Source organism: Corynebacterium sp. HFH0082 (assembly GCF_000411235.1).
GTDB lineage: Bacteria > Actinomycetota > Actinomycetes > Mycobacteriales > Mycobacteriaceae > Corynebacterium > Corynebacterium jeikeium_D.
Window position 1 is genome coordinate 2,316,152 of the sequence record NZ_KE150404.1, and the last position, 23,850, is coordinate 2,340,001.

The following is a 23,850-nucleotide window of genomic DNA, read 5'->3' on the forward strand; positions in this document are numbered from 1 at the left end:
AAATGTCCGGTATCGCAATTGTCATGATGGCACTGTTCATCATCGTCATCTGGGGCGGTCTGGCGGTCTCGCTGATCAGCCTATCCAAGCACCCTGACGAGGTTTCCGGTGAGCTGGGAGATCACCCAGAACTCACCAGTGAAGTACTAGGAGCACAGGAAGAGCAGTAGTTTTCACTACTATCTCTTCCCTGCCACTCCAGGTATCTGACTTACTCACCTACGAAATGCGGTGGTCGCTTCTCCAAGAACGCGGCCACCGCTTCCTTATGGTCGGTCGAGACCGCCAAACGAGCCTGCGCGTCCGCCTCCGCCGCAGCAGCAGACAAGGTATCCCGGCGCAGCAGAGCCTTAATCTCCTTCAGCGCGGCCGTCGGCCCCGCCGCAAACTGGGCAGCCAACTCGCGTGCCCGAGTCGCTGGATTATCCACCACTTCAGTGACCAGGCCGAGGCTCAGGGCCTCGTCGGCAAGCACCTTCTTATCGAAGAACAACAGCTCACGCGCCTTCGCGTCGCTGACCATACGCGGCAGCAGCGCCGACATGCCACAGTCCGTGGCCAGGCCAATCGACGGGAACGCCGCCTTGAACGACGCCTTCGGGCCGGCGATACGGAAATCACAGTGCAGCGCCAGCGACCAGCCGGCACCCGCCGCAGCACCTTCGATAGCGGCAATAACCGGAACGTTAATCGCGGTCAGCTCCGCGACCATCGGGTTGTACTCCTCGACAACCTTGCCCATGCCAGCGCTCGACTGCAGGTCAGAGATGTGCTCCTTCAAATCCTGGCCCGTACAAAACGCCTTCGGCCCGCCGAGCAGGATAACAGCGCGCACGTCCGGCTCTTGCGCACGCTCAAAAGCGGCTTTTAGCTCCAAGCGGAGATTCTTATCCAGGGAGTTGTATGCATCCGGGCGGTCGATGGTGATGGCTAGAATGCCGTCGGAAAATTCTTGAGTAACGTTGCTCATAACCTCGCAGGTTATCGCAATCTCCCCCGCCTCGGACGCACTTTTGCACCAAATCACCCGCCGCGAGTAACAAGGGACACATGACACTTCCACGCCCCGCCACGCCTGACGATGTCCACGAGATCGTCGACCTCATCAAAGACCTGGCAGCCTACGAAAAAGAACCCGACGCCGTCCGACTGACCCCCGAGCGCCTGCGCGAACAGCTCTTCGGGGACAACCCCGCGATTTTCTGCCACGTCGTCGACTCCACATCCGGAAATTTGGACGATTGCGACGATAACGGCGCCGGTGTTAGTAGTGGCGGTGTTGGTGGCGGTGTTGGTGGCGGCCCTCGCCTCGACGGCATTGCACTGTGGTTCCTGAACTACTCCACCTGGGAAGGCACCCACGGCATCTACCTCGAAGACCTTTACGTCCGTCCCGAGGCACGCGGCACCGGCAAGGGCAAAGCACTGCTGCAGAACCTCGCGCGAATTGCCGTGGAGCGAGGCTACTCACGTGTCGAGTGGTGCGTCCTGAAGTGGAATCACCCCTCCATCGACTTCTACCGCTCCCTCGGCGCCTTCCCCATGGACGAATGGGACACCTTCCGCCTCACCGGACAGCCGCTCGCTGACTTCGGGGCGTAGAAGGCGGAGATGCTGCTGTCCGGCGGTGTGACGGTTCAGCTGCGCTGCGTTTGCGCGGTAATGCGGCAACAGAAAAGTCCGGATGTGGATAACTGCTAAACCGGCTGACTTATCCACAGCCTGCCCTCATGGGCGTTGTCCCCCTACATCCGGACTTTTACCTTCGAAGGCATGACAGTTCTTGGGACGCTCGCCACACTGGCCTCGCGCGGAATGGACACGCTGGCGGAACTCCACGCCGCCCGTCCCGACGGCCACGACGCCACCTCCCACCTGGCGGCAACCCTCGGACTTGACCCGGCGCGCCTTCGGCTGTTGCTACGCGTCGCCGCCCACTATCTCCAACCCGCAGACACCGGGGAAAACACCAAAGCCCGCGAAGACGCCACAGCTCTGGCCCGCCGACTCGGGCTCAGCCTGGACACCTGCGTGCTTATCGACAAGCGCAGCCGCCAAGCCAACAACGCAGAACTCCACGACAACCTGCGGCTCACATTCGTCGCGGCCGCCGAGCGTCTCGGCTTCGAAGAACTCGATCTCTACATGCGGGAAACTCTCACCGAGCTCAACACCGAAGACGAACCACCCCAGCACCTGCGCGCCCGGTTTTCCCGGAAGGTAGACATCCGGGGAATGAAGCACTTCCACATCTCCGGCCCCTCGGATATGCTCGACAATCTCCTGTCGCCGCTTACCATCCGCGCCGCAGAAATCCGGAAGTCCCATCCGGAGTTTTCCCACGACCGCTGCGTCGGTCAGGCGCTTGCCGAGCGCCTCGAGCATGCCGATGCCGCAATGCCCGTCGACAAGCTCGATGAAATGCGCTACCAACCCGCCATCATCATCACCGCACAAGACATCATCGACTACAGCCCGCGCTTCGCCGCCACCACCAACGGCTCCGCGCTCGCCCCCGACGTCTTCCTTAACGCCCTACTCGCCGACACCGGGTGGGCCGTGCTTTACGACGAACACAGCGCCATTACGGACTTATTTCCCATCGGCAACCCCCGCCTGGCGACTGAAGAGCAGCGCATCGCGATGCTCATCGACAACCCCATCTGCGCCTGGCCCGGCTGTGAACGCCCCGCCTATAGCGGACAAGCGCACCACCTAGTCGCCCACAAGCACGGCGGCACAACCACGCTGGACAACCTCACCATGGTCTGCCGCGAACACAACGGGCTTAACGACGACGACCGGGAAGGACGCAACGGCCACCTCGAACGCATCCCCACATCCGGACATATTCGATGGCGCCCACCTGACAAGACTCGGCCGCCGCTGTTTAGCAACTCATTTGTGACATCAATGTCCGGGAGGTCCTACGCCGGATACCGGGCGGGCACGACGAAACAGCTCGGGCCGGAGCCACCACCTCCGGACTAAAACCCGGATGTACGGGAAAACCCGTCCTAGCGCACTGCTAGAACGGGTACTTGCGCTGCAAAAACGCAGATTTAGATGAGGTTCCAGTCCTCGATACCGTCGTAAAGCGGGAATTCCTGAGCAATCTTCGAAACACGAGCACGCAGGGAGTCAACATCCGCATTCTTGCCGGCGGCGAGAGCAGTACCGATGACATCGGCGACCTCGGTGAAGGCCTTCTCGTCGAGACCACGGGTGGCCAGCGCCGGAGTACCGATACGAAGTCCGGATGTAACCATCGGAGGACGCGGGTCAAACGGAACAGCATTGCGGTTGACGGTAATGCCAACAGCGTGGAGCAGATCCTCGGCCTCCTGGCCGTTCATCTCAGAATTGCGCAGATCCGCCAGAACCAGGTGGACATCGGTGCCGCCAGTGAGAACATCGACGCCAGCCTCGGCGCAGTCGGAAGCGGTGAGACGCTCAGCCAGAATGCGGGCACCAGCGAGAGTGCGCTCCTGGCGCTCCTTGAACTCCTCGGTACCAGCAATCTTCAGCGCCACGGCCTTGCCGGCGATGGCGTGCATCAGCGGGCCACCCTGCTGCCCCGGGAAAACAGCGGAGTTCAGCTTCTTGGCGTACTCCTGCTTGGCCAAAATCATGCCCGAACGTGGACCACCGAGGGTTTTGTGAACGGTGGTCGACACAACGTCAGAATGCGGAACCGGCGACGGGTGCAGACCGGCGGCAACCAGGCCTGCGAAGTGCGCCATGTCCGTCCACAGCTTCGCACCGACCTCATCGGCGATGGAACGGAAAGCTTCGAAGTCGAGGTGGCGCGGGTACGCCGACCAACCTGCGATGAGAACATCCGGCTTTTCTGCGAGCGCCTGCTCACGCACCTTGTCCATATCGATCCGCATGGTGTCCTTGTCCACACCGTATGCGGCGACGTGGTAGAGCTTGCCGGAGAAGTTCAGCTTCATGCCGTGGGTCAGGTGACCGCCGTGTGCCAGGTCGAGGCCCATAATCTTGTCACCGGCGTTGATCAGCGCATGCAGAACGGCAGCGTTTGCCTGCGCACCTGCGTGTGGCTGAACGTTGGCGAACTCAGCGCCGAAGAGCTCCTTGGCGCGGTCGCGAGCCATGTCCTCGACGACGTCGACGTATTCGCAGCCACCGTAGTAACGACGACCCGGGTAGCCTTCGGCGTACTTGTTGGTCAGAACCGAGCCCTGAGCTTGCAGCACTGCACGTGGAACAAAGTTCTCACTGGCAATCATTTCGAGCATGTCACGCTGACGAGAGAGCTCCCCTGCCATTGCCTCTGCGAGGTCGGGATCGAGTTCACGCAGCGATTGGTAGCGGACATCGTTATTGTTAGACCCGGTCATGAGTAGGTTTTCGACCTTTCAATGAAACTTCAATGCCACAGGCCATGCTAGCCCTTTATGGGGCAAACCACGAAAGCAGCACCATTCAGGTATGCCCCCTTTATTGACTCGTTTTCCGGTTTTCGGCACCCCCTTGGCACAATTGGAAGTATGACGCGCGCAACATCCCCCAGCCCGTACGTCGAGTTCAAACGCGAGCAGTGGCGCGAAATGCGCAAGAATATGCCTCTGGTGCTGACGGAAGAGGAAGCTGAACGACTTTCCGGTATCGGTGAAAACATCGACCTGGACGAAGTCGCCGAGGTCTATCTTCCGCTTTCTCGTCTGATTCACATGCGTGTGGCGGCGCATCGGGAGCTGAACGCCGTAACGTCGAACTTCCTTGGGGAAAATCCTTCGAAGGGGGCGTCGGTGCCGTTTATTATCGGCGTCGCGGGTTCGGTGGCGGTCGGCAAGTCAACGACGGCGCGTTTGCTGCAGGTCCTGCTCGAGCGCTGGGAGACTAATCCGCGGGTGGACTTGGTTACTACTGATGGCTTCCTCTACCCTTCTGAGGAATTGAATCGCCGTGGGATTATGCAGCGCAAGGGGTATCCGGAGTCGTATGATCAGCGTGCGTTGATGCGGTTTGTCACGGCGGTGAAGTCGGGGGCGCGGCATGTGAAGGCGCCGGTGTATTCACACACGCTCTATGACCGGGTGCCGGATGAGTTCGTCGATGTTGACCGTCCGGACATTCTCATTCTCGAGGGGCTCAACGTTTTGCAGACGGGCCCGACGCTGATGATTTCCGATCTTTTCGATTTCAGTGTCTACGTCGATGCCCCGCGCGCGGACATCGAGCGTTGGTACATCAGCCGTTTCCTCCGTCTCCGCCAGACAGCGTTTCGCGCTCCGGGCGCGCACTTCGCGGATTACGCCACGCTTGACGACGAAGCTGCGGCCGAGGTGGCCCGACGCATTTGGCAGCAGGTGAACTTGCCGAACCTGACGGAAAATATTCTGCCCACTCGAGTGCGTGCGTCATTAGTTCTGACGAAGTCTCGGGACCACAAGGTTTCGAGGGTCCGGATGCGCAAACTCTAACATCCGGAAATTTTTCCGGATGTAGAGAGGTTATTTGCCGAAGCGGCGTGAGCGCTGCGAAAAGTCTCGAAGTGCGCGGAGGAAGTCGATGCGGCGGAACTCGGGCCAGTAGGTATCGGTGAACCAAATCTCGGAGTAGGCGGTTTGCCAGAGGAGGAAGCCGCTGAGCCGCTGTTCTCCGGAAGTGCGGATGACTAGATCGGGGTCCGGTTGTCCGGATGTGTAGAGGCGGCGAGAAATGGCATCGGTGGTGATGCGCTCCTCAAGCTCGGAAGCATCGATTCCCTCGGCGACTGATTCCCGGATGATTCTGCGTACTGCGTCGACGATTTCCTGCCGGCCGCCGTAGCCAACGGCAATGTTGACCTGGATGCCGGTGTTGTTCGCGGTGACTTCTTCGTCGTGACGCAGCCGGGCGGTCATTCTTTCCGGAAGGAGCTCGAGGTGGCCGACCATGCGCAGGCGCACGTCGTTAGGCGATTGCGCCAATTCATCGACGACGTCGGCGATGATGTCGAACAGTAACTCCAGCTCTTCGGGGTCGCGCCCGAGGTTTTCGGTGGAGAGCAGGTAGATGGTGACCAGCTCGATTTCCTGCTCGGCGCACCAGCCGACGAATTCTGCGATTTTGCGGGAGCCGACGCGGTGGCCGTGGCTTACGTCGGTGAATCCAGCCTCCCTCGCCCAGCGGCGGTTGCCATCGGCCATGATGGCAACGTGCTTGGGGCGAGGTTTTCCTTCTAGCTCTTGGGCTAGTTTGCGCTCGTAGAGCGGATACGCAATCCGCCGGAGTGAGGACGGCTGGTTTTCTTTCACATATGTAACTCTACCCAATGGGCACGGCCGCTTTGTGCTTAGTCACGTGCCTGCCGACGCTTCCGGACTTCTGCCGCAAGCGTACGCAGCAGCCGGTCGGTGGTTTCCCAATCCATGCAGGCATCGGTGACGGACTTGCCATATACGAGGCCATTACGCCCATCGGTAATTTTTTGCGCGCCGGCTTCGAGGAAGGACTCCATCATGATGCCGGTGATGCGCTCGTCGCCGGCACCGATGAGCTTGCCGAGCTCCTCAACGACCTCGGCCTGGCGTACCTCGGATTTTCCGGAATTGGCGTGGGAGGCGTCCACCATGATGCTGATGGTTTGCTCGGCCTTGTTCAGGCGGGCTTCGGCGTCGTTAAGCGATGCCTCGTCCCAGTTCGGGCCGGAGGTGCCGCCGCGGAGAATGAGGTGGCAATTGTGGTTGCCAGCGGTTTCGACGACGGCGGCGCGGCCCTGGTCGTTCATGCCGAAGAAGAAGTGCGGGTTTGCTGCAGAGACCAGCGAGTCCACGGCGACCTGGACGTTGCCGTCGGTGCCGTTTTTGAAGCCGATGGGCATGGAAAGTCCGGAAGCGAGCTGGCGGTGGACCTGCGACTCCGTGGTGCGCGCACCAATCGCACCCCAGGAGACGGCGTCGGCGATGTACTGCGGGCTGTTGGGCTCGAGGAATTCAGCGCCGGCGGGCAGGCCGGTGCGCAGGACCCCGATGAGCACTTCGCGGGCCATGTGCAGGCCCTTGTTGATTTTGAAGGAGCTATCCAGGTCGGGGTCGTTGATGAGTCCCTTCCAGCCGACGGTGGTGCGCGGCTTTTCGAAGTAGACGCGCATGACGACCAGCAGGTCCTCGTCGAGCTCATCGGCGGTGGCCTTCAGGCGGCGGGCGTAGTCGATGGCGGCCTCGGGGTCGTGGATGGAGCACGGGCCGACAACGACCAGCAGGCGATCGTCCTCGCGGGCGATGACGCGGGCGATGTCGAGTCGCGACTGCTCCACTTCGTTAACTAGGTTCGGGGTCAGTGGCTGTTTGGCCATGACCTCTTCTGGGGAGGGCAGGTCGTGGAAGGCTACGACACGGCGGTTCGCGGTAGAGGCGGGGGCTTCGAGGGAAGTTGGAGGGGTCATCTGAGGTCTCTTTTCTCTGGGGCGTTACGCATGTATTTGGCTGTAGATACGACAAAAGGCAGCGCCCCTATTGGTGGGGCTGCTGCCTTTGGCTCCGGTTGGTGGCGACGTGACGATTAGCCGCCGGCTGTGACTATGTCGTCACTGCCTCCGGAGCCTTCGAAAAATAAAATCGCCACATACGCATGCGCTTGACTGTAGCGCACTGCCTAGAATCCCGCAATTCGAACTCCAAATCCCGCCACACGGGAAACAATCAGGGGTGCGCGCAACTACCCGTCGTCAAGCGACGCGCACACACCTTGACGCTGACTACTCCGCTTCACGACGCTGCTCTGCTGCAGCCATCGCCTTATCCACAGCCTCGGAATCGAAGGGATCCATGTCGTGCGCCTCGGCGAACTTCCGGCGAGCGGCCATGCGCTTCGCGCGCCGCGAGAGATCCCAGCCGAGAGCCAGGATGACGATGAGCAAAACGACAATGATGAGCAGGCCAACAGGAGAGGCCTTTCCGAAGTCAGCACCCCGCGGACCAGTGGGGTTCTGCGCCAGGAAAATTGTCGTGCGAGCCGCCAAGGCATCGAAGCTTTCAATCATGAGTTCCAGCTTAGCGTTAATTCCGGACTATTCCGCGTCGGGGTCGATACCGGCGAAGAGATCGGTCTCTGGCAGCTCGGTCTGCACTCGAGTGCGGGCAAGCTCAAACTCTTCGGTCGGCCAAACGCGCTGCTGAATGTCTACCGGCACGGCGAAGAATGGCCCGTTCGGATCGATCTGCGTAGCGTGCGCCAGCAGCGCCTGATCCCGCTGCTGGAAGTATTCGCCGCACTCAACCTGCGTGGTCACGCGGGTCATGATGTCGCCGGGAGTCTTAGTCCAACGGCGGAAGGACTCGGCCAGCGGGCTTTCCAAACCGTTGTCGCGGTAGTAGTTGTCCAGCGCGATGAGACGCGCCTTGATGAAACCGTGGGTGTAGTAGAGCTTGGAAATTTCCCATGGTTCACCGAGCTCGGGGTACTTATCCGTTCCAGACTCCAGCCAAGCGCGCATGGACACGATATGGGTCATGATGTGGTCCGGGTGCGGGTAGCCACCGTTTTCGTCGTAAGTAATGACGACGTGCGGACGAAACTCGCGGATTGCCCGAATGAGAGGCTTGGTCGCATCCTCGACCGATTGGCGAGCAAACACACCGTGCGACAGCACCGGCACCGGGTTGCCCGCAGGCAGACCGGAGTCGGTAAAGCCGAGCCACTCATGTTCAACGCCGAGAGTCTCAGCGGCTGCAGCCATTTCGTGAACGCGCACTGCGGCGATATTCTCCCGCACCTCCGGCCGATCCATCGCAGGGTTGAGAATGCTACCGGCCTCACCGCCGGTGCAGGTCACCACTTTGACGCGATGCCCTTCCGCCGCATATCGGGCCATCGTTGCGGCGCCCTTGCTCGATTCGTCATCAGGATGAGCGTGAATTGCCATCAGACGAAGTGTCAATTGAAGTCACTCCCGCTACTATCTCAGTCCATGTTTTCTGGCCAAGGCCGGAGCCCTTCGACCGCAACGATGCTACTCCAGCACCGTTTCAATACCGCCCCACTATAGCGCTGCACCATCATATGACCACGCAGCATCGCTACTCGGCGGAACGACATAGCAGCAGGACACCGCGCCACACCAGAAAGATTGTTTAACTGTCAACATTTTACCACGTCGACTGAGAACTCCGATAGGCTAAAAAGCATGGCTGAAAGTTCGGAGCGAAACACCCGAAATACCGCAGCGCCTAACGAGCAGCGCGAGCGCTATGGGGACAACAGTCGCACTCTCCCCGCAAAATTGGTTGTCATCGCTATTGTTGGCATGCTCGTCATCGTCGGCGCATACATCTTCGTTCAGATGAACCGCGTCTCCGCCCCGGATGTCTCTGCAACGCAAGCGGGCTGGAGCCGCACTCCAGGCAAGGAAGATGAGCAGTTCATCTTCACGCTGGACGTCACCCGCGAAAAGCCGGAGCTGGATAGCTACTGCATTATCTATGCGCTGAACTATGACGTGGCAGAGGTCGGGCGTCGCGACGTATTCATCCCGGGCGGCGGCCCCGCTACCGTGCGGATGGACGTCCCCATTGCCACCCGCGAGCTGGCCGTCGCAGGCGATGTCTATGGCTGCTCCACCGACATTCCGGAGTTCCTCGCACCTGCGAAGTAATCTCCCTTCGCGACTGAGGATCATGCGCTGCGGGGGGCACGTCGTAAAGCGTGCGCGACAACACTCCGACGCGCCTGTTATTGCCATGTGGCGTGACAGTGCTATCCTGTGACGCAGCCGACGGCCCCACGCGGGGCCGCTTTTGTATTAAATAGCCAAAAACACAGGAGGAACCATGACTGAGGCAAAGAACAATAGCCCATGGCTCACCCAGGAGTCCTACGACAAGCTCAAGGCCGAGCTTGAGGCGCTATATGAAAACCGCCCGGTCATCGCCGCCGAGATTAACGAGCGCCGCGAAGAGGGCGACTTGAAGGAAAACGCCGGCTACGATGCCGCCCGCGAGCAGCAGGGACAGGAAGAGGCACGCATCCGCTACCTCGAAGACCTGCTCCAGCGCGCCACTGTCGGCGAGATTCCGCAGGAGTCCGGTGTGGCTCTGGTCGGCACCGTGGTCCACGTCTACTACGACGGCGACGAGGACGACACCGAGACCTTCCTCATCGGTACCCGTGGCGCTGACTCCTCCAACCCGAACCTGGAGACCTACTCCACCGATTCCCCGCTGGGTAAGGCTCTGGTCGGCGCTAAGGAGGGCGAGACCCGCACTTACGCTTCCCCGAGCGGCGACGAAGTGTCTGTCACCGTAGTTAAGGCTGAGCCGTACAACCCGGAGATGGATGCCTAAGCGCTCCCGGCGTTAGACCGCCTCAACCCAGGCGGCAACTTCGGGCCACAGTGCCCGATTCTTGGACCGATAGAAGCCCATATGGCCTATCGGTCCATTTTTTTGTACCCTCTCCCGCTTCAATATCGCGCTTTACGACGTCACACTGCACAGCCCGATCGGTCAAAATGTTGACTGCCGGTCGATTGGCCCACCGCGCGTCCGTGTTTAATGCGAATCGAGAAAGCAGCTCATCAGATAAGAGCAAAGCGCCGGCCAACCCGTAAAACGGGCTAACCGGCGCTTGTGCGTTAGTTAGTTTTCTAGCGTTTAGTCCCTGAAGTAGGACAGCAGACGCAGAATCTCGGTGTAGAGCCAGACCAAGGTCACAGCCAGGCCGAGGGCGACACCCCAGGCGTACTGAGCCGGAGCACCTGCGCGGACCAGTCGGTCAGCCTGATCAAAGTCAATCAGGAAGCTAAAGGCTGCCAGGCCGATGCAGACCAGCGAGAAGATGATCGACAGCATGCCACCGTCACGCAGCGGGAAGCCCAGGCCGAACAGGGAGAGCACCAGGTTGCCCAGCATGAGGACCAGGACACCAATCAGAGCCGCACTCATGAATCGGGTGAACTTCGGGGTCACACGGATAGCGCCCGACTTGTAGACGAAGAGCATACCGATGAAGACACCCAGGGTGGCCAGCACGGCCTGCATAATCAACGCACCAGCAGCAACGCCCTGAATCGGGGCGGTGAACATGAAGCTGATGCCGCCGACAAAGAGCCCCTCGAAGGCCGCGTAGGTGAGGGTAACCGGCGCGGAGCCGTACTTCTTGCCGAAGGTGGAAACCAAAACAGTAATCAGACCACCGATGGCGCCGACGATGGTCAGAATCATGGCCAGGCTGGTGGAGACGCTAACGGCAATGAAGAAGTTGACTGCAGCCAAAACGATGATGGTTGCCAGCGTGATGCCGGTCTTGGAAACGACATCGTCGACCGTCATCGGACGGTAGTCGGCGGCAACCTGCGACTGGTACGGGTTATCCCCGTAGTCAGCGCCCATCTGACCTTGGCCGTAGTGTTGTGCGCCCGCCTGTCCGCGGGCGACGGTCTTAGTAAGTGAACTGAATGCAGGATTGCTGCTTTCGCGCACGTCGTCCTTCTTTCTTTTTCTCAGTTTTTCTTACAAGTTTTGAACTTAGGCACACGTGCATACGTCTGCCTACACTGTCTACAACGGGCGACGTAAAGGTATTGTTCCCAACCCTGAAAAACAGTTAGTATCAAGGTAATTCCTCGCCTGCTGGCGGTGATTTTGTAATCGCGGAAACACTCACAGTCGCCAGGCGTGGGCACCACTTGAGTGATTACGAAACAGGAGGTTGGTCAAGATGTCTGATGGCCTTGACTACGATCCGGATACCACTGGTGATTTCGACGAGACCACGCTCGATGGCTCAGAGGGGCTCGATGGCGACTTCCTCACCGGTGACGGCGAGAATTATGTAATGGATCCTCCAGACCGCTGGCGAGGCGCTTCTCCGCATGACACTCTCGGCAAGCGGTTGGCAGAGGAAAAGCCGGACATCGACATCGATGACGATCTGGATGATGACCCGGAGATGCGCTACGGCGATGTCGACGGTCACGAACCGTTCGAGTTCGGCAACGATGGCCCGCGAGACCCGGACCGCAACCGTCGGATGGGCTGGACTACTTACTAGAGTTTTCTAAATTTTAGTAGTTTTGCCAAATTTACTATCTCGGAGCGCCGCGCAACAGTAGTATCTGTGCCATGACAGCATCTACTGCTACGACAAACCGAACTACCATCCGCAATCCGCTTAACGACGAGCTCGTTGCCCGCCTTCTTCAGCGCGTCACGGTAGCTGATAAGTCGAAGACCGCCACTATCTCGGCACCATTTACCGGCCAGGAGCTGGCGCAGATTCCTGTCGGTACCCAGGCCGATGTCGACGAGGCCTTCAAGCGTGCCCGTGCCGCGCAGAAGAAGTGGGCCCGCATGGCGCCGGAAAAGCGCGGCGAAGTGCTGCACCACTTCCACGACCTGCTCTTTACCCACTGCGACCAGGTGCTGGACCTGCTGCAGGCCGAGACCGGTAAAAACCGCGCCAGTGCCCACGAGGAGCTCGTACACACAGCTATCACCGCCCGCTACTACGGCAATCAGGGCCCGAAACTGCTTGAGCCGAAGCGAGCACACGGCGCTGTCCCGGTACTTTCCAAGACCACCGTCTACCACCATCCAAAGGGCGTAGTCGGTGTTATTGCTCCGTGGAATTACCCACTGACCCTCGCGGTTTCCGACGCGCTGGCTGCACTGATGGCCGGTAACGCCATCGTGCTCAAGCCGGACAGCACCACTCCGTTTACTGCTCTCTTCGCTGTCGATTTGCTCTACCGCGCTGGCCTTCCGGAGGATCTCTTCCAGGTCATTCCAGGTCCCGGTCGCGTTGTCGGCCAGGGCATTGTCGGCCAGTGTGACTTCCTGATGTTCACCGGCTCCTCCGAGACCGGCCGCTCACTGGCACAGCAGTGCGGCGAGCGCCTGATTAGTTTCTCCGCGGAGCTCGGCGGCAAGAACCCGCTGATTGTCGCTGAGGATGCCAACATCAACCGCGCGGTCGAGGGCGCGCGCATCGGCTGCTTCACCAACTCCGGTCACCTGTGCGTGTCCATTGAGCGAATCTATGTCGTGGACTCCGTCTGGGACGAATTCGTCCCGGCATTCACCGACCGCGTGAAGGCAATGTCCATCGGCGCTGGCTACGAGTGGGAAACCGAAATGGGCTGCCTGCAGTCGCAGGGGCAGTTCGACATCGTCAAGTCCATGGTCGACGAGGTCATCGAGGCCGGCGCCACTGTGCTGGCCGGTGGTCGTCCTCGTCCCGATCTGGGACCGCTGTTCTACGAGCCAACCGTGCTTACCGACGTCCCGGAGGGCGTCGCCCTGCTGACCGAAGAGGTATTCGGCCCCGTGGTAGTCCTCCAGCGTGTCTCGGATGTCCATGAGGCTATCGCCAAGTCCAACGATTCCCGTTATGGCCTCAACGCTTCGCTGTGGACCTCCCCGCGTCGCGCAAAGGAGCTGGCTCCACAGCTTGAGGCCGGCACTGTGAATGTCAACGATGGTTTTGCTGCGGCCTTCGCGTCTGTCGATGCCCCGATGGGTGGTTTCAAGGATTCGGGTGTGGGCCGTCGTCAAGCAGCGGGCGGCTTGCTGAAGTACACCGATGCGCAGACGGTGACCGTGCAGCGTCTTTCCCCGGTGTCGATGCCACAGATGCCGCGTGAGCTGTACTCGAAGGTGTTCAACACGGCACTTGTTCTCGGCAAGAAGTTCAACGTCCTGCCGTAATACGTGTGGAGCGCACACAAATAGCAAAAGACCAGGTAGAAAATCGCTTCTACCTGGCCTTTTGGTGCCCCCAGTGGGACTCGAACCCACACTGAAAGGATTTTAAGTCCTCTGCCTCTGCCAATTGGGCTATAGGGGCCCCTAAGAAAGATTAATGGGCGATATGGGTGTCTACCAAACTCGCCACAATTCCGTCGAGGATATCCTTCTCGCTGATGTAGAAAAAGCGCTGCTCTTCCTTGGCTGCCTCGGAAAGTGGCAGCGCCTCAAACATGTCCATCAGACCGTCAACAATGATGGAACCACCGGCGAAGACATCCGCGCGTTTCGGGTGCATGACCGGATTCGCAGCAAGGGATTCCGCATCGGTCTCGATGACGGATGCTGTCAACGCACGCAACGCCGCAAAGCGCAGCTGCGACAGGTGGATTGCCTCCGGGTCGTAGGTTTCTAGGCCCTGTGCCAGCGCCGACAGGGTGGTGAAGGTCCCGGCGCAGCCGACGATGGTGCGAGCCTTGTCGACAGGCACCTTCGCAATAATCTCGTCGGCCAGTTCCGCAACATACGAACGCGCCTCCTGGACCTGCTCCGCCGTCGGCCGCGAGGCCTGCAGGAACCGTTCGGTCAAGCGCACACTGCCCATAGCCACGGAATCAGAGCCGGCTACCGTACCATCGTGGTCACCGACAATAACCTCGGTGGAGCCGCCGCCGACGTCGATGACGCAATACGGACCCAGCTCGGGCTCCAAGTCATCGACTGCCCCGCGGAAGGACAGCGCGGCTTCCTCGTCGCCGGAAATAACCTCGGCCTCTGCACCCCACGGAGCGAGAATCTCGCGGGTCATGGCGAAGAAATCGTCGCGGTTGCTTGCGTCGCGCGTCGCCGATGTCGCCACCATTCGGACTGCTTGCACTTTTTCGACTTGCATAAGCTCTGCATACTTCGTCAGAGCCTCCCGCACGCGCTCCAGTGCCTCCGGGGCCAGCATGCCAGTGGCATCCACGCCCTGGCCAAGGCGGACGATTTCCATCAGTCGGTGCAGTTCTGTGATTTCGAGAACTCCATCGACGACCTCGACCCGGCTGATAAGCAGTCGAAGCGAGTTAGTGCCGCAGTCGACGGCAGCGAGAGTCGTCATTTATCCCTCCACCCCCGGATACGCAATACCGAGCTCGGAAATCGTCGGCCAGTCCGCGGGAATCGCGGTGCCGCGCAGCTTCTCATTCTCCGCCGCCAGCGCCACCGACTCCGTACCCAGTCGGAAGTGATCCGGCCCCTTTGCCAACGCGTAGGCAATAAGAACGTGTAGGCACTTCACGCGCGTCGGCATGCCGCCACCGGAGAAGTCCGTGCCCAGGTCTTCCATCTCATTGCGCTCCGCCAGAAACGCCTCGTGTGCACGCTGGTAATCAGCGGCAAGCTCTTCGTCACTTTCCAGACGCGCGGTCATTTCCTTCATCACGCCGGTCGTCTCCAACCGGGAGGCCTCCGCTGTCAAACGCGGATCAGTCAGGTAAAAGAGCGTGGGAAACGGAGTGCCATCGTCCAAACGAGGCTTCGTCTTGACCACACCAGGAGTGCCGTCGGGGCTGCGGTAAGAGATGTCCACTACACCCCGCGGTTCACGTCCGAGCTGCTCCGCTATCACTTCCAAATCTGCGGTATCCACAGACATCGGTCACACTCCTTTTGCTTCCGTTTTACTGACACATAATCTCACAGTCGCCTTACAAGCGCGTTGTTTCGCTTTACGACGGCACACTCCACCGCGCATGCAACCTCACCGAGAGGCTCAGGTTGCCCTATGGAGGTTTAGGACTCCGGTACCGTCGGCAAGCTCTCTGGCCTCGTTGCCTGATCGCGCCCCGGATTCGGGCGAGTCTCGTCGGGTTCGGGCGGGATGGAAATGGAATCCCACAGCGTCTCGTACCATTTCTTGGCCTGGTGCTGCGGAATTTCCTCCGGCTGCGTCACGGGCTGTTCGCCCACTGCCGGATCGAGGATACGGAATGGGGTCTCCCCCGGCTCTACCAGCCCCAGGCGCAGGCGTGCCTGCTCCTTGATATAGGCAGGGTTGGAGTAAAGCTCCTTTTCATCCTCTAGCTGCTCAATTCGCTGTTCCATGCGCGCAATACTGTCCTGCGTTGCGGCTACATCCGCCTGCTGTTGTGCAAAGGTCCGCAGCGGGATTGCGAGAACAGAAACTAAGAAAAGCACCAACAGACCAATACCGATCTTCTGTGCCGTGCTCAGCGAGCGCATTCCCGATGCGATTGCCGCTGCCGAACGCTGCCCCGCCCCTGCAGGGCGCGACTGTGTTCCGCGGCGAGATCGGTCCGATGCACTCATGCCCCACACTCTACCCGACCGCCAGCCGATGAAATAACAAAAACCCGCCCACAACCACGTGTGTGGTGCGGGCGGGCAGTGCTAGACGCAGCTTTCGCAGCGCCTCAGCTCTTTACTTGAAACGCGGGAAAGCGCTGCGGCCAGCGTAGACTGCGGCATCGCCGAGGTACTCTTCGATGCGCAGCAGCTGGTTGTACTTAGCAACGCGCTCGGAGCGAGCCGGAGCACCGGTCTTGATTTGGCCACAGTTGAGACCGACGGCCAGGTCAGCGATGGTGGTGTCCTCAGTCTCACCGGAGCGGTGCGACATCATGGTCTTGTAACCGGCGTTGTGGGCCATTGCGACGGCCTCGAAGGTCTCAGACAGGGAACCGATCTGGTTGACCTTGACCAGCAGAGCGTTAGCGGCCTTCTTCTCAATGCCCTCAGCCAGACGCTTCGGGTTGGTAACGAAGAAGTCATCGCCGACAATCTGGACCTTGTCACCCAGCTGAGCGGTCAGCTTAGTGTAGCCCTCCCAGTCGTCCTCCTGCAGCGGATCCTCGATGGAGACGATGGCGTAGTTCTCAACGAGGTCGGCGTAGACAGCTGCCATCTCCTCAGAGGTGCGCTCGCCACCTTCGAAGTGGTACTTGCCGTCCTTGTAGAACTCGGAAGAAGCGACGTCCAGAGCCAGAGCGACGTCGTCGCCCAGCTTGTAGCCAGCGGCCTCAATTGCTTCAACAATCAGGTCCAGTGCAGCCTTGGTGGAGTCGACCGACGGAGCGAAGCCGCCCTCATCGCCGAGACCGGTGGACAGTCCTTTGTCCTTAATGACCTTCTTCAGCGCGTGGTAGACCTCAGCGCCGACGCGCAGTGCCTCCTTGAAGGTCGGAGCACCAATCGGGGCAATCATGAACTCCTGGACATCAACACCGGAGTCAGCGTGCTCGCCACCGTTGAGGATGTTCATCATCGGGACCGGCAGAATGTGACCGTTCGGACCGCCGACGTAGCGGAACAGGTCGAGGCCGGCGGACTCAGCAGCGGCCTTGGCAACGGCCATGGACACACCGAGAATGGCGTTGGCACCCAGACGGGACTTGTTTTCAGTGCCGTCCAGCTCAATCATGGTCTTGTCAACGAGACGCTGATCCTCAGCTTCGAGGCCGATAATTGCGTCCTCAATCTCCTCGAGCACCGCGCGGACAGCCTTCTGGACACCCTTGCCCAGGTAACGATCCTCACCATCGCGGAGCTCGTGAGCCTCGTGTACACCGGTAGAGGCACCGGACGGAACCGCAGCGCGGCCCACAGCGCCGTCTTCCAACAGCACCTCAACCTCAACGGTCGGGTTACCACGGGAGTCCAGAATTTCGCGTGCGTTCAACTCGATGATTGCAGCCATAGGTCACCTTTCCGCCGGAACCGTTCCGGCACATGACTCCAATTGTGGCACGGTTTGCCAACCTTCGCCTTAAATCCTTTTCACCCTATGCGGGCTGATTCAGCGCATAGTTCGCCGCAGCGTCCCGGACATCGCGAAGATACTGCTCAGATTGGTTATATGAGCGAATTGCAGATGCCCACCCTTCCGGGGTGGCGAGGTCGCGTTCGTCGCTGCAGAGCATCCGCGCGGTCGTCGCAGTCGCGTCGTCGACGTTATTGGGGTCCGCGACACCATCCCCCGAAGCATCCATCGCAAAGCGATGCCATGTCTCGGGAATAAACTGCATCGGCCCCACAGCGCGGTCATACTCTGTGTCACCGTCGAGTTCGCCGTTGTCAGTATCGAGAACCTCAGCAAACCCACTCGTACCGTCCAGCGGCGGACCGATAATCGTCGGACTCACTACCCCATCGGCACCGATATGCGCCGGCTTGAGCCAATTGCCCGAGTACGTGCCGTGATTAGTCTCCACCTTGCCCAGTCCCGCAAGCGTGTTCCACTCCAGGTGGCAGCTCGGGAACTGTTCTGCCGCAATCACATATGCGTTGCCGTAGGCGCGGAGGGCGTCCTCAGAAATCCCCGTCTTCGGGGAAATCTGCTGCGCCCACTGTCGGAGCTGTTCAGAGGTGCGCCCGGGCGCGTTGACATCAATCATCGGCGGTGGCTCGGCCGCGGCAGGCGGCACATTGTCCGGAATCGGCTTCTTGGTCAACGACGGGATAACGGGTCCAGTGAACATCGCCAACGCCCCAACCGTGCCAATGATAATCAGCACCGCCAGGGAGGTTAGACCGAGGCAGCCACAGCCTCGCGAGGACTTCTTTTTCCCCCTACTGCGGCCACGCGACTTCGCCCCGCGGGGTGCGGGGTGCGCGTATTCATCAAAGGGAGAATTAGAAGGCATGGGGAATTACTCTACGGGGTAAACCATAAAAATCACTCAAACTCGAGGACAGAAATCACTTTTGTTGGAAACTAGCTGTCGCTTTCCGACGGGCCGAGGTCCTCAGCCTCTTCGTTATCTTCGCTGCCCGCTGCCCACTGCTCAGCACTACCGGCCTGCTGATTCTCCATCTGGGCCAGCTCAGCCAGGAATGCGCGTGAAGCCTGTCGGGTTCGCTCTTCCGCACCGGACTCAGTCTCCAGTCCCGGGGTCGGGACCAGAATCTCCACTGGAATGTCTGCATCGGACAGTCCCAGCGCACGTGCGCGGCGGATGGCTTCCTCAGCCAAAGTCAGAGCTGGCAACTGCGTAGCCGGGTTCGAGCGCGGACGTCCGCGGCCGTAAGTCCACAGTCGCTCCTGCTCTTCCTCCGAGACCATTTCTCCCTCGGCCACAGTGCCGTCGAAGAGGTACGGCTGACGAGCTCGCATCTTCAAAATAAAGTCGGTCGCCACGTCGTCGAAGTCGAAGTCCTCAGCGATTTCAGCGTGGAAGAGGACTTGCAGCAGCAGATCTGACAGCTCGCTACGAATGTCACCGCCCTCGTTGACTGCATCGACAAACTCGTAGGTCTCTTCAATGAGGTACGGCAGCAGGCTCTTGTGCGTCTGGCGAGCTTCCCACTGCCCCGTGCGCCGTGCGGCCGCCATGATGTCCACGGCCTCGACGACGTGGGGCAGACGAGCTGCGGCAAGCTGTTCCTGCGGAGTCAGCGGTTCTGCAACAGACTCTGCCACTGGCTCTGCAACCGGTTCTGGCTCAGGTTCCTGCACCGAGTCCTGCTGGGGTGCCGCCGCGACCGGAGCGGCCGGGCCCGCTGGAGCTGCTGGGTTCGGCGCATCATCCAGCTCGACTGAGTAGATTTTCTCGCCCGCATCGAGGCGATCGAGTACCTCGTCATTTTCCATATCGGTGGTGACCAGAATCTCCGCCTGGGACACCGAGTGCCCACCGGCGTCGGCGATTGCCCAGCGCACACGGATTGGGACTTCTTCGGTGTAGCTGACTTCACCGGTCAGCAGGTTAGCGGCTTCCAGCGGAATTGCAGTTGGAAAGCGGCTATCGAGCTTGATGATAGTCATACGGTTTCTAGTCCTTTCCCATGTGCGAGATATCCATACGTGGAATTCCCGCCATCGATGTCAAGAAGTCTGCTACCCACTGCACCAATGCAATATCGCGGACAGGTTTTGCCCGCAACCCTCGCCCTTCCTTCGGCATTCCGACGGAAACCGTGCGCGTTGCCGCACGATAGGTCGCCTGTGGATACAGGCGCTTGAGACGCACCTGCTTGGAGTCAGCAAGCTCCATAGGGGTTATTCTAATGTGCGCCCCCATAGCTTGAACTTCATGCACGCCGAATTCCCGGCAAATAATTCGAAGTCGTGAAATAACCGCCAGTCTCTCCACCTCAATGGGTGGGGTTCCGTAACGGTCGACGAGCTCTTCGAGCACTACGTCGATATCGTCCAGCGCACTGGCGGCAGCAAATTTGCGGTACGCCTCTAGACGTAGGCGTTCCGACGACACATATTCGGCCGGAATATTCGCATCCACCGGCAAATCAATCCGAACTTCCTTCGGTTCGTTATCGGAAGCATCCGGAGTTTCACCATCGGCCACTGCCTTCAGTGCAGCCACGGCCTCGCCAACCAGTCGGACGTACATGTCGAAGCCGACGCCGGCAATGTGACCGGACTGCTCCGCACCGAGGATATTTCCGGCTCCGCGCATTTCCAGGTCCTTCATGGCCACGGCCATACCGGCACCCAAGTCATTGTTCTGCGCGATCGTGGACAGACGGTCGTAGGAAGTCTCCGTCAGCGTCTGATTCTCCGGGTAGAGGAAGTAGGCATAGGCGCGCTCACGGGAACGGCCCACGCGACCACGCAGCTGGTGCAGCTGGGAAAGACCCATATGGTGGGCGTTTTCCACAATCAACGTATTGGCGTTGGCAATATCCAGGCCGGTCTCCACGATGGTGGTACACACCAGCACGTCGTACTCGCGCTGCCAGAAACCATCGACCGTGCGCTCCAGCTGCTCCTCCCCCATCTGACCGTGGGCCACTACCACACGGGCCTCGGGCACCAAATTGCGGATATTCTGTGCGACCTTGTCAATGGTTTCCACCTTATTATGCAGGTAGAACACCTGGCCGTCGCGAAGCAGCTCGCGCCTGATAGCAGCGGCGACCTGCTTGTCAGACTGCGCGCCGACGTATGTCAGCACCGGGTGGCGGTCCTGCGGCGGGGTGAGAATCTGGCTCATCTCGCGGATGCCGGCAATCGACATTTCGAGCGTGCGCGGAATTGGCGTTGCGGACATGGTGAGCACGTCGACGTGGTGACGCAGCGCCTTGATGTGTTCCTTGTGCTCGACGCCGAAACGCTGCTCCTCGTCAACGATGACCAGACCGAGTTCTTTCCACTGCACGCCGGTCTGCAAGAGACGATGCGTGCCGATAACAATATCGACCGTCCCATTCTTCAACCCTTCGAGAACCTCTTTGGAGTCCTTCGGCGAGGTGAAGCGGGACAGCCCACGGATGGTGACTGGGAAGCCCTCCATACGCTGAGTGAAAGTAGTCAAATGCTGCTGTGCCAACAGCGTGGTCGGCACCAACACTGCTACCTGACGGCCATCTTGAACCGCTTTGAAAGCAGCACGCAGTGCCACCTCGGTCTTGCCGTAGCCGACATCGCCGATGAGCACGCGGTCCATCGGTACCGGTTTTTCCATGTCGGACTTGATTTCGTCGATGGCCTGCAGCTGGTCCTCAGTTTCGGTGAAGGGGAAGTTATCCTCCATCTCCTGCTGCCACGGCGTATCCGGCGCGAACGCGTGGCCCGGCGCGGCTTGACGCTCGGCGTAGAGCTTGACCAGCTCTTCCGCAATCTCGCGGACAGCACCACGGGCCTTGCGCTTGGTGGACTTCCAGTCCGAGCCGCCCATCTTCGACAGCGCGGGCTTTTCGCCGCCGACATAGCGCGACAGCAGATCCAGGCTCTCCATCGGCACGTAGAGCTGGTCCGAGGGGCCTCCGCGCTTGCTCGGTGCGTACTCGAGCACCACGTACTCGCGGCGAGCCTGATCCTCGCCCGTGCCGATGGTGCGCTCAGTGAGCTTCACAAATCGACCGATGCCATGCGTGTCGTGTACGACATAGTCGCCGGCCTTCAGTGCCAGCGGATCCACGCGACCACGGCGCTTCGCCGGTTTACGGCGACCACCAAGGGCACCTTCCGCGATGCGGTTCCCCGTGATGCCCTGCTCAGTAATCAGAGTCAGCGCGCCACCGGGAATACGCGGGAACACCAGGCCGCCGTGCAAAACACCCTGGTAGACGGTAATTCTTCCGGACTCGGGATACTCCGGGCCCGCCGCCATGCGCGTCGCAATTCCGGCTTCCCTAAACCTTTCCGCTTGCCGACGCGCGCCCGCGGGCGTCGCCGCCACGTACGCCACTCGTTCCCCCGCGACCGTGGCATCGCGCAGCTGCTTCATCAGGTGACCAATTTCCTTTAAGTCACCGCGTGGCGCGGGCCCGGGCTCAAAGGTTAGCGGCAGCACATCATCTTCGGTGACCCCCGCCTCTAACATGCCGGGCGGGGAAATATGCCACGAGGTGGGCATCGGGATAGAGGCCAAGCTGCGGTAAGCGCTGGGCTCCAGACCATCGGTGGCGATTGGCGCCGAGCCACCCATCGCGGCCGTTTCCCACGCTGCGGCCATAAACTCCTCGCCCGCACTAATCAGGTCCTGCGCGCGAGAGCGAATGCGCTCCGGCCCGCACATGAGCACATGCGTTTTCTCCGGCATGACCTCGGTGAGCATCTTCATCGGATGCTGACTAATCAGTGGAATCAGCGACTCCATGCCCTCCACCCACTGGCCATCACCGATGCGGGTGAGCATTTCTTGGACCTGGCCGGAGCGCGTGGTGGCGAGTTTCTCCGCGGCGGCCTTCACGTCGTCGTCGATAAGCAGTGCACGACACGGGAAGATATCCAGCTGGTCGACCTCTACCTCAGAGATCGTGCGCTGGTCAGCGACGGAAAAGGCGCGCAGGTCGGTGACCTCGTCACCCCAGAGCTCGATACGTACCGGCAGCTCTTCGGTCGCAGGGAAAACATCGACGATGCCGCCACGCACGGCAAACTGGCCACGCCTGCCGACCATGTCCACATGCGAATAGCCGTGATGCACCAGCCGCTCAACCAGGTTCTCGCAGTCCTGGTCCAGTTGGACGTGAATGGGGGCGCTGGCTTCAGCCTCGAGGTCGTCCACAATCGGCTGCACCAACGAGCGCACCGCCGCAATCAGAACGTCGACTTTGCCCCGGCGAACGTCGTAAAGCGCCTTACGACGCTGCGCCACGGTATCCACCGCTGGCGAAAGCTTCTCATGCGGGAGCGTCTCCCACGAGGGGAACATAGCTACACGGTCGCCGATCATAGACTTGACCTCGGCAGTCAGGTCCTCCGCCTCACGGCCGGTAGCCGTGATGACCAGCACCGGCACCTTCGTAGACATGGCGTAAATAAGGTGCGAACGCACCGCGTCCGCACCCGTGAGCGCCAGCTCGTCTTCGCCGATGCGCCCGAGCACGCCGACAAATTGAGGATCCGTGACAACGAGGCTTTCCAGCCCCGACAGCGGGTTCGGCAGAATGCTGGGTGTGGCTTTCGCCGAGGAAGACGCAGAAGTTGGCATAGCCCCAATATAACCATGCACCCCGGATCCACCCTGCGTGCTGGTTAGCCGTTCTCCGCCACCTGCATCGGGTCCGCTGCGGCACCTGCGCCGAACTTCGCGCCCTCAGCGGCCGCTGGCACATCAGCGGAGCCATGCAGAGTCGGAGAACCCTCCATGCCGGCCAGCCCGTTCCAACACAGGTTCACGATGTGCGCCGCCACTGTCTCCTTATCCGGACTGCGCTTCTCCATCCACCAGCGAGCGGTCTGCGAAACCATACCGACCATGCAGTTTCCGTAGAGCACCGACATGGCCGGGTCGAAGCCGGCGCGTTTGAAAGCCTCGGCAAGGATAGGCGTAATCGACTCAGTGGCATTATTCAGCAGCGTCTCATAGCCACCCGCCACGCCGGGGTCGCGAGAAATAATGGAGAATCCCTCCGGGTTTTCCTCCACATAAGTCAGCAGTGCCAACACCGCCTGTTCGATGCGGTAACGCGAGCGTCCCAGGGACAACGCTTCCCTAATCGTGGCCTCCAGGGTCTTCATCTCCTGGTCGACGACTGCCTGGTAGAGCCGCTCTTTGGTACCGAAATGCTCGTAGACAACCGGCTTTGATACCCCAGCTGCGGCAGCGATCTCCTCCATTGAGGCGGCATCAAGCCCCTTGGCGGCAAAGATTCCACGGCTGACTTCTGTCAGCTGAGCTTTGCGCTGTGGACCGGTCATACGTCGTCTCGGAGAATTGGAGGCCATGCTTTTAGATTAGTGGCT

23 protein-coding genes and 1 tRNA gene are annotated in these 23,850 nt (G+C 60.3%); 8 read left to right on the plus strand and 16 right to left on the minus strand.

Going from position 1 to position 23,850, the window contains the following annotated elements; genetic code table 11:
- The first annotated feature begins 2 nt into the window (after positions 1-2).
- Positions 3-170 (plus strand): methionine/alanine import NSS transporter subunit MetS, encoded by a 168-nt coding sequence (gene metS, locus HMPREF1206_RS09955; protein WP_016423182.1) that lies wholly within the window; start codon positions 3-5, stop codon positions 168-170.
- A 41-nt stretch (positions 171-211) separates the two neighbouring features.
- On the opposite strand, the gene HMPREF1206_RS09960 is transcribed toward metS, so the two are convergent.
- Positions 212-970, minus strand: coding sequence for an enoyl-CoA hydratase-related protein (locus HMPREF1206_RS09960; RefSeq protein ID WP_016423183.1), 759 nt, complete (start codon positions 968-970; stop codon positions 212-214).
- Positions 971-1,050: 80 nt separating this feature from the next.
- On the opposite strand from HMPREF1206_RS09960, the gene HMPREF1206_RS09965 reads away from it, so the two are divergent.
- Complete coding sequence (locus tag HMPREF1206_RS09965) at positions 1,051-1,602, plus strand: GNAT family N-acetyltransferase (RefSeq protein ID WP_016423184.1); 552 nt, start codon at positions 1,051-1,053, stop codon at positions 1,600-1,602.
- Between the two features lie 171 nt (positions 1,603-1,773).
- On the plus strand, positions 1,774-2,991 hold the full coding sequence (locus tag HMPREF1206_RS09970) for an HNH endonuclease signature motif containing protein (protein ID WP_231367205.1): 1,218 nt from the start codon (positions 1,774-1,776) through the stop codon (positions 2,989-2,991).
- 71 nt (positions 2,992-3,062) lie between these two features.
- On the opposite strand, the gene glyA is transcribed toward HMPREF1206_RS09970, so the two are convergent.
- Complete coding sequence (gene glyA, locus HMPREF1206_RS09975) at positions 3,063-4,364, minus strand: serine hydroxymethyltransferase (RefSeq protein ID WP_016423186.1); 1,302 nt, start codon at positions 4,362-4,364, stop codon at positions 3,063-3,065.
- A 150-nt stretch (positions 4,365-4,514) separates the two neighbouring features.
- On the opposite strand from glyA, the gene coaA reads away from it, so the two are divergent.
- Entirely contained in the window at positions 4,515-5,450 is a 936-nt protein-coding gene (gene coaA / locus HMPREF1206_RS09980) for a type I pantothenate kinase (RefSeq protein ID WP_042388837.1), read from the plus strand.
- Between the two features lie 30 nt (positions 5,451-5,480).
- On the opposite strand, the gene HMPREF1206_RS09985 is transcribed toward coaA, so the two are convergent.
- From HMPREF1206_RS09985 to mca, 4 genes are all read right to left on the minus strand, one after another.
- On the minus strand, positions 5,481-6,266 hold the full coding sequence (locus tag HMPREF1206_RS09985) for an isoprenyl transferase (RefSeq protein ID WP_016423188.1): 786 nt from the start codon (positions 6,264-6,266) through the stop codon (positions 5,481-5,483).
- A gap of 38 nt (positions 6,267-6,304) precedes the next feature.
- Positions 6,305-7,396: a 3-deoxy-7-phosphoheptulonate synthase gene (locus HMPREF1206_RS09990; protein ID WP_016423189.1), complete on the minus strand. Its 1,092-nt coding sequence runs from the start codon at positions 7,394-7,396 to the stop codon at positions 6,305-6,307.
- A gap of 312 nt (positions 7,397-7,708) precedes the next feature.
- Complete coding sequence (locus tag HMPREF1206_RS09995; protein WP_016423190.1) at positions 7,709-7,993, minus strand: hypothetical protein; 285 nt, start codon at positions 7,991-7,993, stop codon at positions 7,709-7,711.
- 27 nt (positions 7,994-8,020) lie between these two features.
- Complete coding sequence (mca, locus tag HMPREF1206_RS10000; RefSeq protein WP_042388838.1) at positions 8,021-8,875, minus strand: mycothiol conjugate amidase Mca; 855 nt, start codon at positions 8,873-8,875, stop codon at positions 8,021-8,023.
- Positions 8,876-9,136: 261 nt separating this feature from the next.
- Here mca and HMPREF1206_RS10005 point away from each other — a divergent pair, with 261 nt between their 5' ends.
- Together HMPREF1206_RS10005 and greA are read left to right on the plus strand one after the other, a co-directional pair.
- A complete protein-coding gene (locus HMPREF1206_RS10005) occupies positions 9,137-9,604 on the plus strand; it encodes a DUF4307 domain-containing protein (protein ID WP_016423192.1) in 468 nt (155 codons plus the stop codon).
- Positions 9,605-9,779: 175 nt separating this feature from the next.
- The gene (gene greA, locus HMPREF1206_RS10010) at positions 9,780-10,292 is read left to right on the plus strand and encodes a transcription elongation factor GreA (RefSeq protein ID WP_016423193.1); all 513 of its coding nucleotides are present in this window, start codon (positions 9,780-9,782) and stop codon (positions 10,290-10,292) included.
- 309 nt (positions 10,293-10,601) lie between these two features.
- On the opposite strand, the gene HMPREF1206_RS10015 is transcribed toward greA, so the two are convergent.
- Positions 10,602-11,429, minus strand: coding sequence for a Bax inhibitor-1/YccA family protein (locus HMPREF1206_RS10015; RefSeq protein WP_016423194.1), 828 nt, complete (start codon positions 11,427-11,429; stop codon positions 10,602-10,604).
- Between the two features lie 238 nt (positions 11,430-11,667).
- Here HMPREF1206_RS10015 and HMPREF1206_RS10020 point away from each other — a divergent pair, with 238 nt between their 5' ends.
- Positions 11,668-12,000, plus strand: a complete 333-nt coding sequence (locus tag HMPREF1206_RS10020; protein ID WP_016423195.1) for a hypothetical protein — start codon at positions 11,668-11,670, stop codon at positions 11,998-12,000.
- Between the two features lie 71 nt (positions 12,001-12,071).
- The gene (locus tag HMPREF1206_RS10025) at positions 12,072-13,655 is read left to right on the plus strand and encodes a succinic semialdehyde dehydrogenase (protein ID WP_016423196.1); all 1,584 of its coding nucleotides are present in this window, start codon (positions 12,072-12,074) and stop codon (positions 13,653-13,655) included.
- Between the two features lie 62 nt (positions 13,656-13,717).
- Here the strand turns inward: HMPREF1206_RS10025 and HMPREF1206_RS10030 are convergent.
- From HMPREF1206_RS10030 to HMPREF1206_RS10070, 9 genes are all read right to left on the minus strand, one after another.
- Positions 13,718-13,794 (minus strand) — tRNA-Leu (locus tag HMPREF1206_RS10030).
- 12 nt (positions 13,795-13,806) lie between these two features.
- The gene (locus HMPREF1206_RS10035) at positions 13,807-14,796 is read right to left on the minus strand and encodes a Ppx/GppA phosphatase family protein (RefSeq protein ID WP_016423197.1); all 990 of its coding nucleotides are present in this window, start codon (positions 14,794-14,796) and stop codon (positions 13,807-13,809) included.
- The gene (locus HMPREF1206_RS10040; protein ID WP_016423198.1) at positions 14,797-15,333 is read right to left on the minus strand and encodes a DUF501 domain-containing protein; all 537 of its coding nucleotides are present in this window, start codon (positions 15,331-15,333) and stop codon (positions 14,797-14,799) included.
- Positions 15,334-15,470: 137 nt separating this feature from the next.
- Positions 15,471-16,007 (minus strand): septum formation initiator family protein, encoded by a 537-nt coding sequence (locus tag HMPREF1206_RS10045; protein WP_016423199.1) that lies wholly within the window; start codon positions 16,005-16,007, stop codon positions 15,471-15,473.
- A gap of 112 nt (positions 16,008-16,119) precedes the next feature.
- On the minus strand, positions 16,120-17,394 hold the full coding sequence (eno, locus tag HMPREF1206_RS10050) for a phosphopyruvate hydratase (RefSeq protein ID WP_016423200.1): 1,275 nt from the start codon (positions 17,392-17,394) through the stop codon (positions 16,120-16,122).
- An 85-nt stretch (positions 17,395-17,479) separates the two neighbouring features.
- Positions 17,480-18,340, minus strand: coding sequence for a lytic transglycosylase domain-containing protein (locus HMPREF1206_RS10055; protein ID WP_016423201.1), 861 nt, complete (start codon positions 18,338-18,340; stop codon positions 17,480-17,482).
- Between the two features lie 71 nt (positions 18,341-18,411).
- Positions 18,412-19,461, minus strand: coding sequence for a MazG nucleotide pyrophosphohydrolase domain-containing protein (locus HMPREF1206_RS10060; RefSeq protein ID WP_016423202.1), 1,050 nt, complete (start codon positions 19,459-19,461; stop codon positions 18,412-18,414).
- A gap of 7 nt (positions 19,462-19,468) precedes the next feature.
- Entirely contained in the window at positions 19,469-23,095 is a 3,627-nt protein-coding gene (gene mfd / locus HMPREF1206_RS10065) for a transcription-repair coupling factor (protein ID WP_016423203.1), read from the minus strand.
- Between the two features lie 44 nt (positions 23,096-23,139).
- Complete coding sequence (locus tag HMPREF1206_RS10070) at positions 23,140-23,832, minus strand: TetR/AcrR family transcriptional regulator (protein ID WP_101687444.1); 693 nt, start codon at positions 23,830-23,832, stop codon at positions 23,140-23,142.
- Positions 23,833-23,850 lie beyond the last annotated feature (18 nt).

Coding starts and splice junctions, on each gene's coding strand:
- mca (WP_042388838.1), bottom strand. CDS start 8,875: ATGGCAATTCACGCTCATCCTGATGACGAATCGAGCAAGGGCGCCGCA.
- HMPREF1206_RS10020 (WP_016423195.1), top strand. CDS start 11,668: ATGTCTGATGGCCTTGACTACGATCCGGATACCACTGGTGATTTCGAC.
- HMPREF1206_RS09970 (WP_231367205.1), top strand. CDS start 1,774: ATGACAGTTCTTGGGACGCTCGCCACACTGGCCTCGCGCGGAATGGAC.
- HMPREF1206_RS10005 (WP_016423192.1), top strand. CDS start 9,137: ATGGCTGAAAGTTCGGAGCGAAACACCCGAAATACCGCAGCGCCTAAC.
- eno (WP_016423200.1), bottom strand. CDS start 17,394: ATGGCTGCAATCATCGAGTTGAACGCACGCGAAATTCTGGACTCCCGT.
- HMPREF1206_RS10055 (WP_016423201.1), bottom strand. CDS start 18,340: ATGCCTTCTAATTCTCCCTTTGATGAATACGCGCACCCCGCACCCCGC.
- coaA (WP_042388837.1), top strand. CDS start 4,515: ATGACGCGCGCAACATCCCCCAGCCCGTACGTCGAGTTCAAACGCGAG.
- glyA (WP_016423186.1), bottom strand. CDS start 4,364: ATGACCGGGTCTAACAATAACGATGTCCGCTACCAATCGCTGCGTGAA.
- HMPREF1206_RS09965 (WP_016423184.1), top strand. CDS start 1,051: ATGACACTTCCACGCCCCGCCACGCCTGACGATGTCCACGAGATCGTC.
- metS (WP_016423182.1), top strand. CDS start 3: ATGTCCGGTATCGCAATTGTCATGATGGCACTGTTCATCATCGTCATC.
- HMPREF1206_RS10025 (WP_016423196.1), top strand. CDS start 12,072: ATGACAGCATCTACTGCTACGACAAACCGAACTACCATCCGCAATCCG.
- mfd (WP_016423203.1), bottom strand. CDS start 23,095: ATGCCAACTTCTGCGTCTTCCTCGGCGAAAGCCACACCCAGCATTCTG.
- HMPREF1206_RS10045 (WP_016423199.1), bottom strand. CDS start 16,007: ATGAGTGCATCGGACCGATCTCGCCGCGGAACACAGTCGCGCCCTGCA.
- HMPREF1206_RS10040 (WP_016423198.1), bottom strand. CDS start 15,333: ATGTCTGTGGATACCGCAGATTTGGAAGTGATAGCGGAGCAGCTCGGA.
- greA (WP_016423193.1), top strand. CDS start 9,780: ATGACTGAGGCAAAGAACAATAGCCCATGGCTCACCCAGGAGTCCTAC.
- HMPREF1206_RS09960 (WP_016423183.1), bottom strand. CDS start 970: ATGAGCAACGTTACTCAAGAATTTTCCGACGGCATTCTAGCCATCACC.
- HMPREF1206_RS10035 (WP_016423197.1), bottom strand. CDS start 14,796: ATGACGACTCTCGCTGCCGTCGACTGCGGCACTAACTCGCTTCGACTG.
- HMPREF1206_RS10060 (WP_016423202.1), bottom strand. CDS start 19,461: ATGACTATCATCAAGCTCGATAGCCGCTTTCCAACTGCAATTCCGCTG.
- HMPREF1206_RS10070 (WP_101687444.1), bottom strand. CDS start 23,832: ATGGCCTCCAATTCTCCGAGACGACGTATGACCGGTCCACAGCGCAAA.
- HMPREF1206_RS09990 (WP_016423189.1), bottom strand. CDS start 7,396: ATGACCCCTCCAACTTCCCTCGAAGCCCCCGCCTCTACCGCGAACCGC.
- HMPREF1206_RS09995 (WP_016423190.1), bottom strand. CDS start 7,993: ATGATTGAAAGCTTCGATGCCTTGGCGGCTCGCACGACAATTTTCCTG.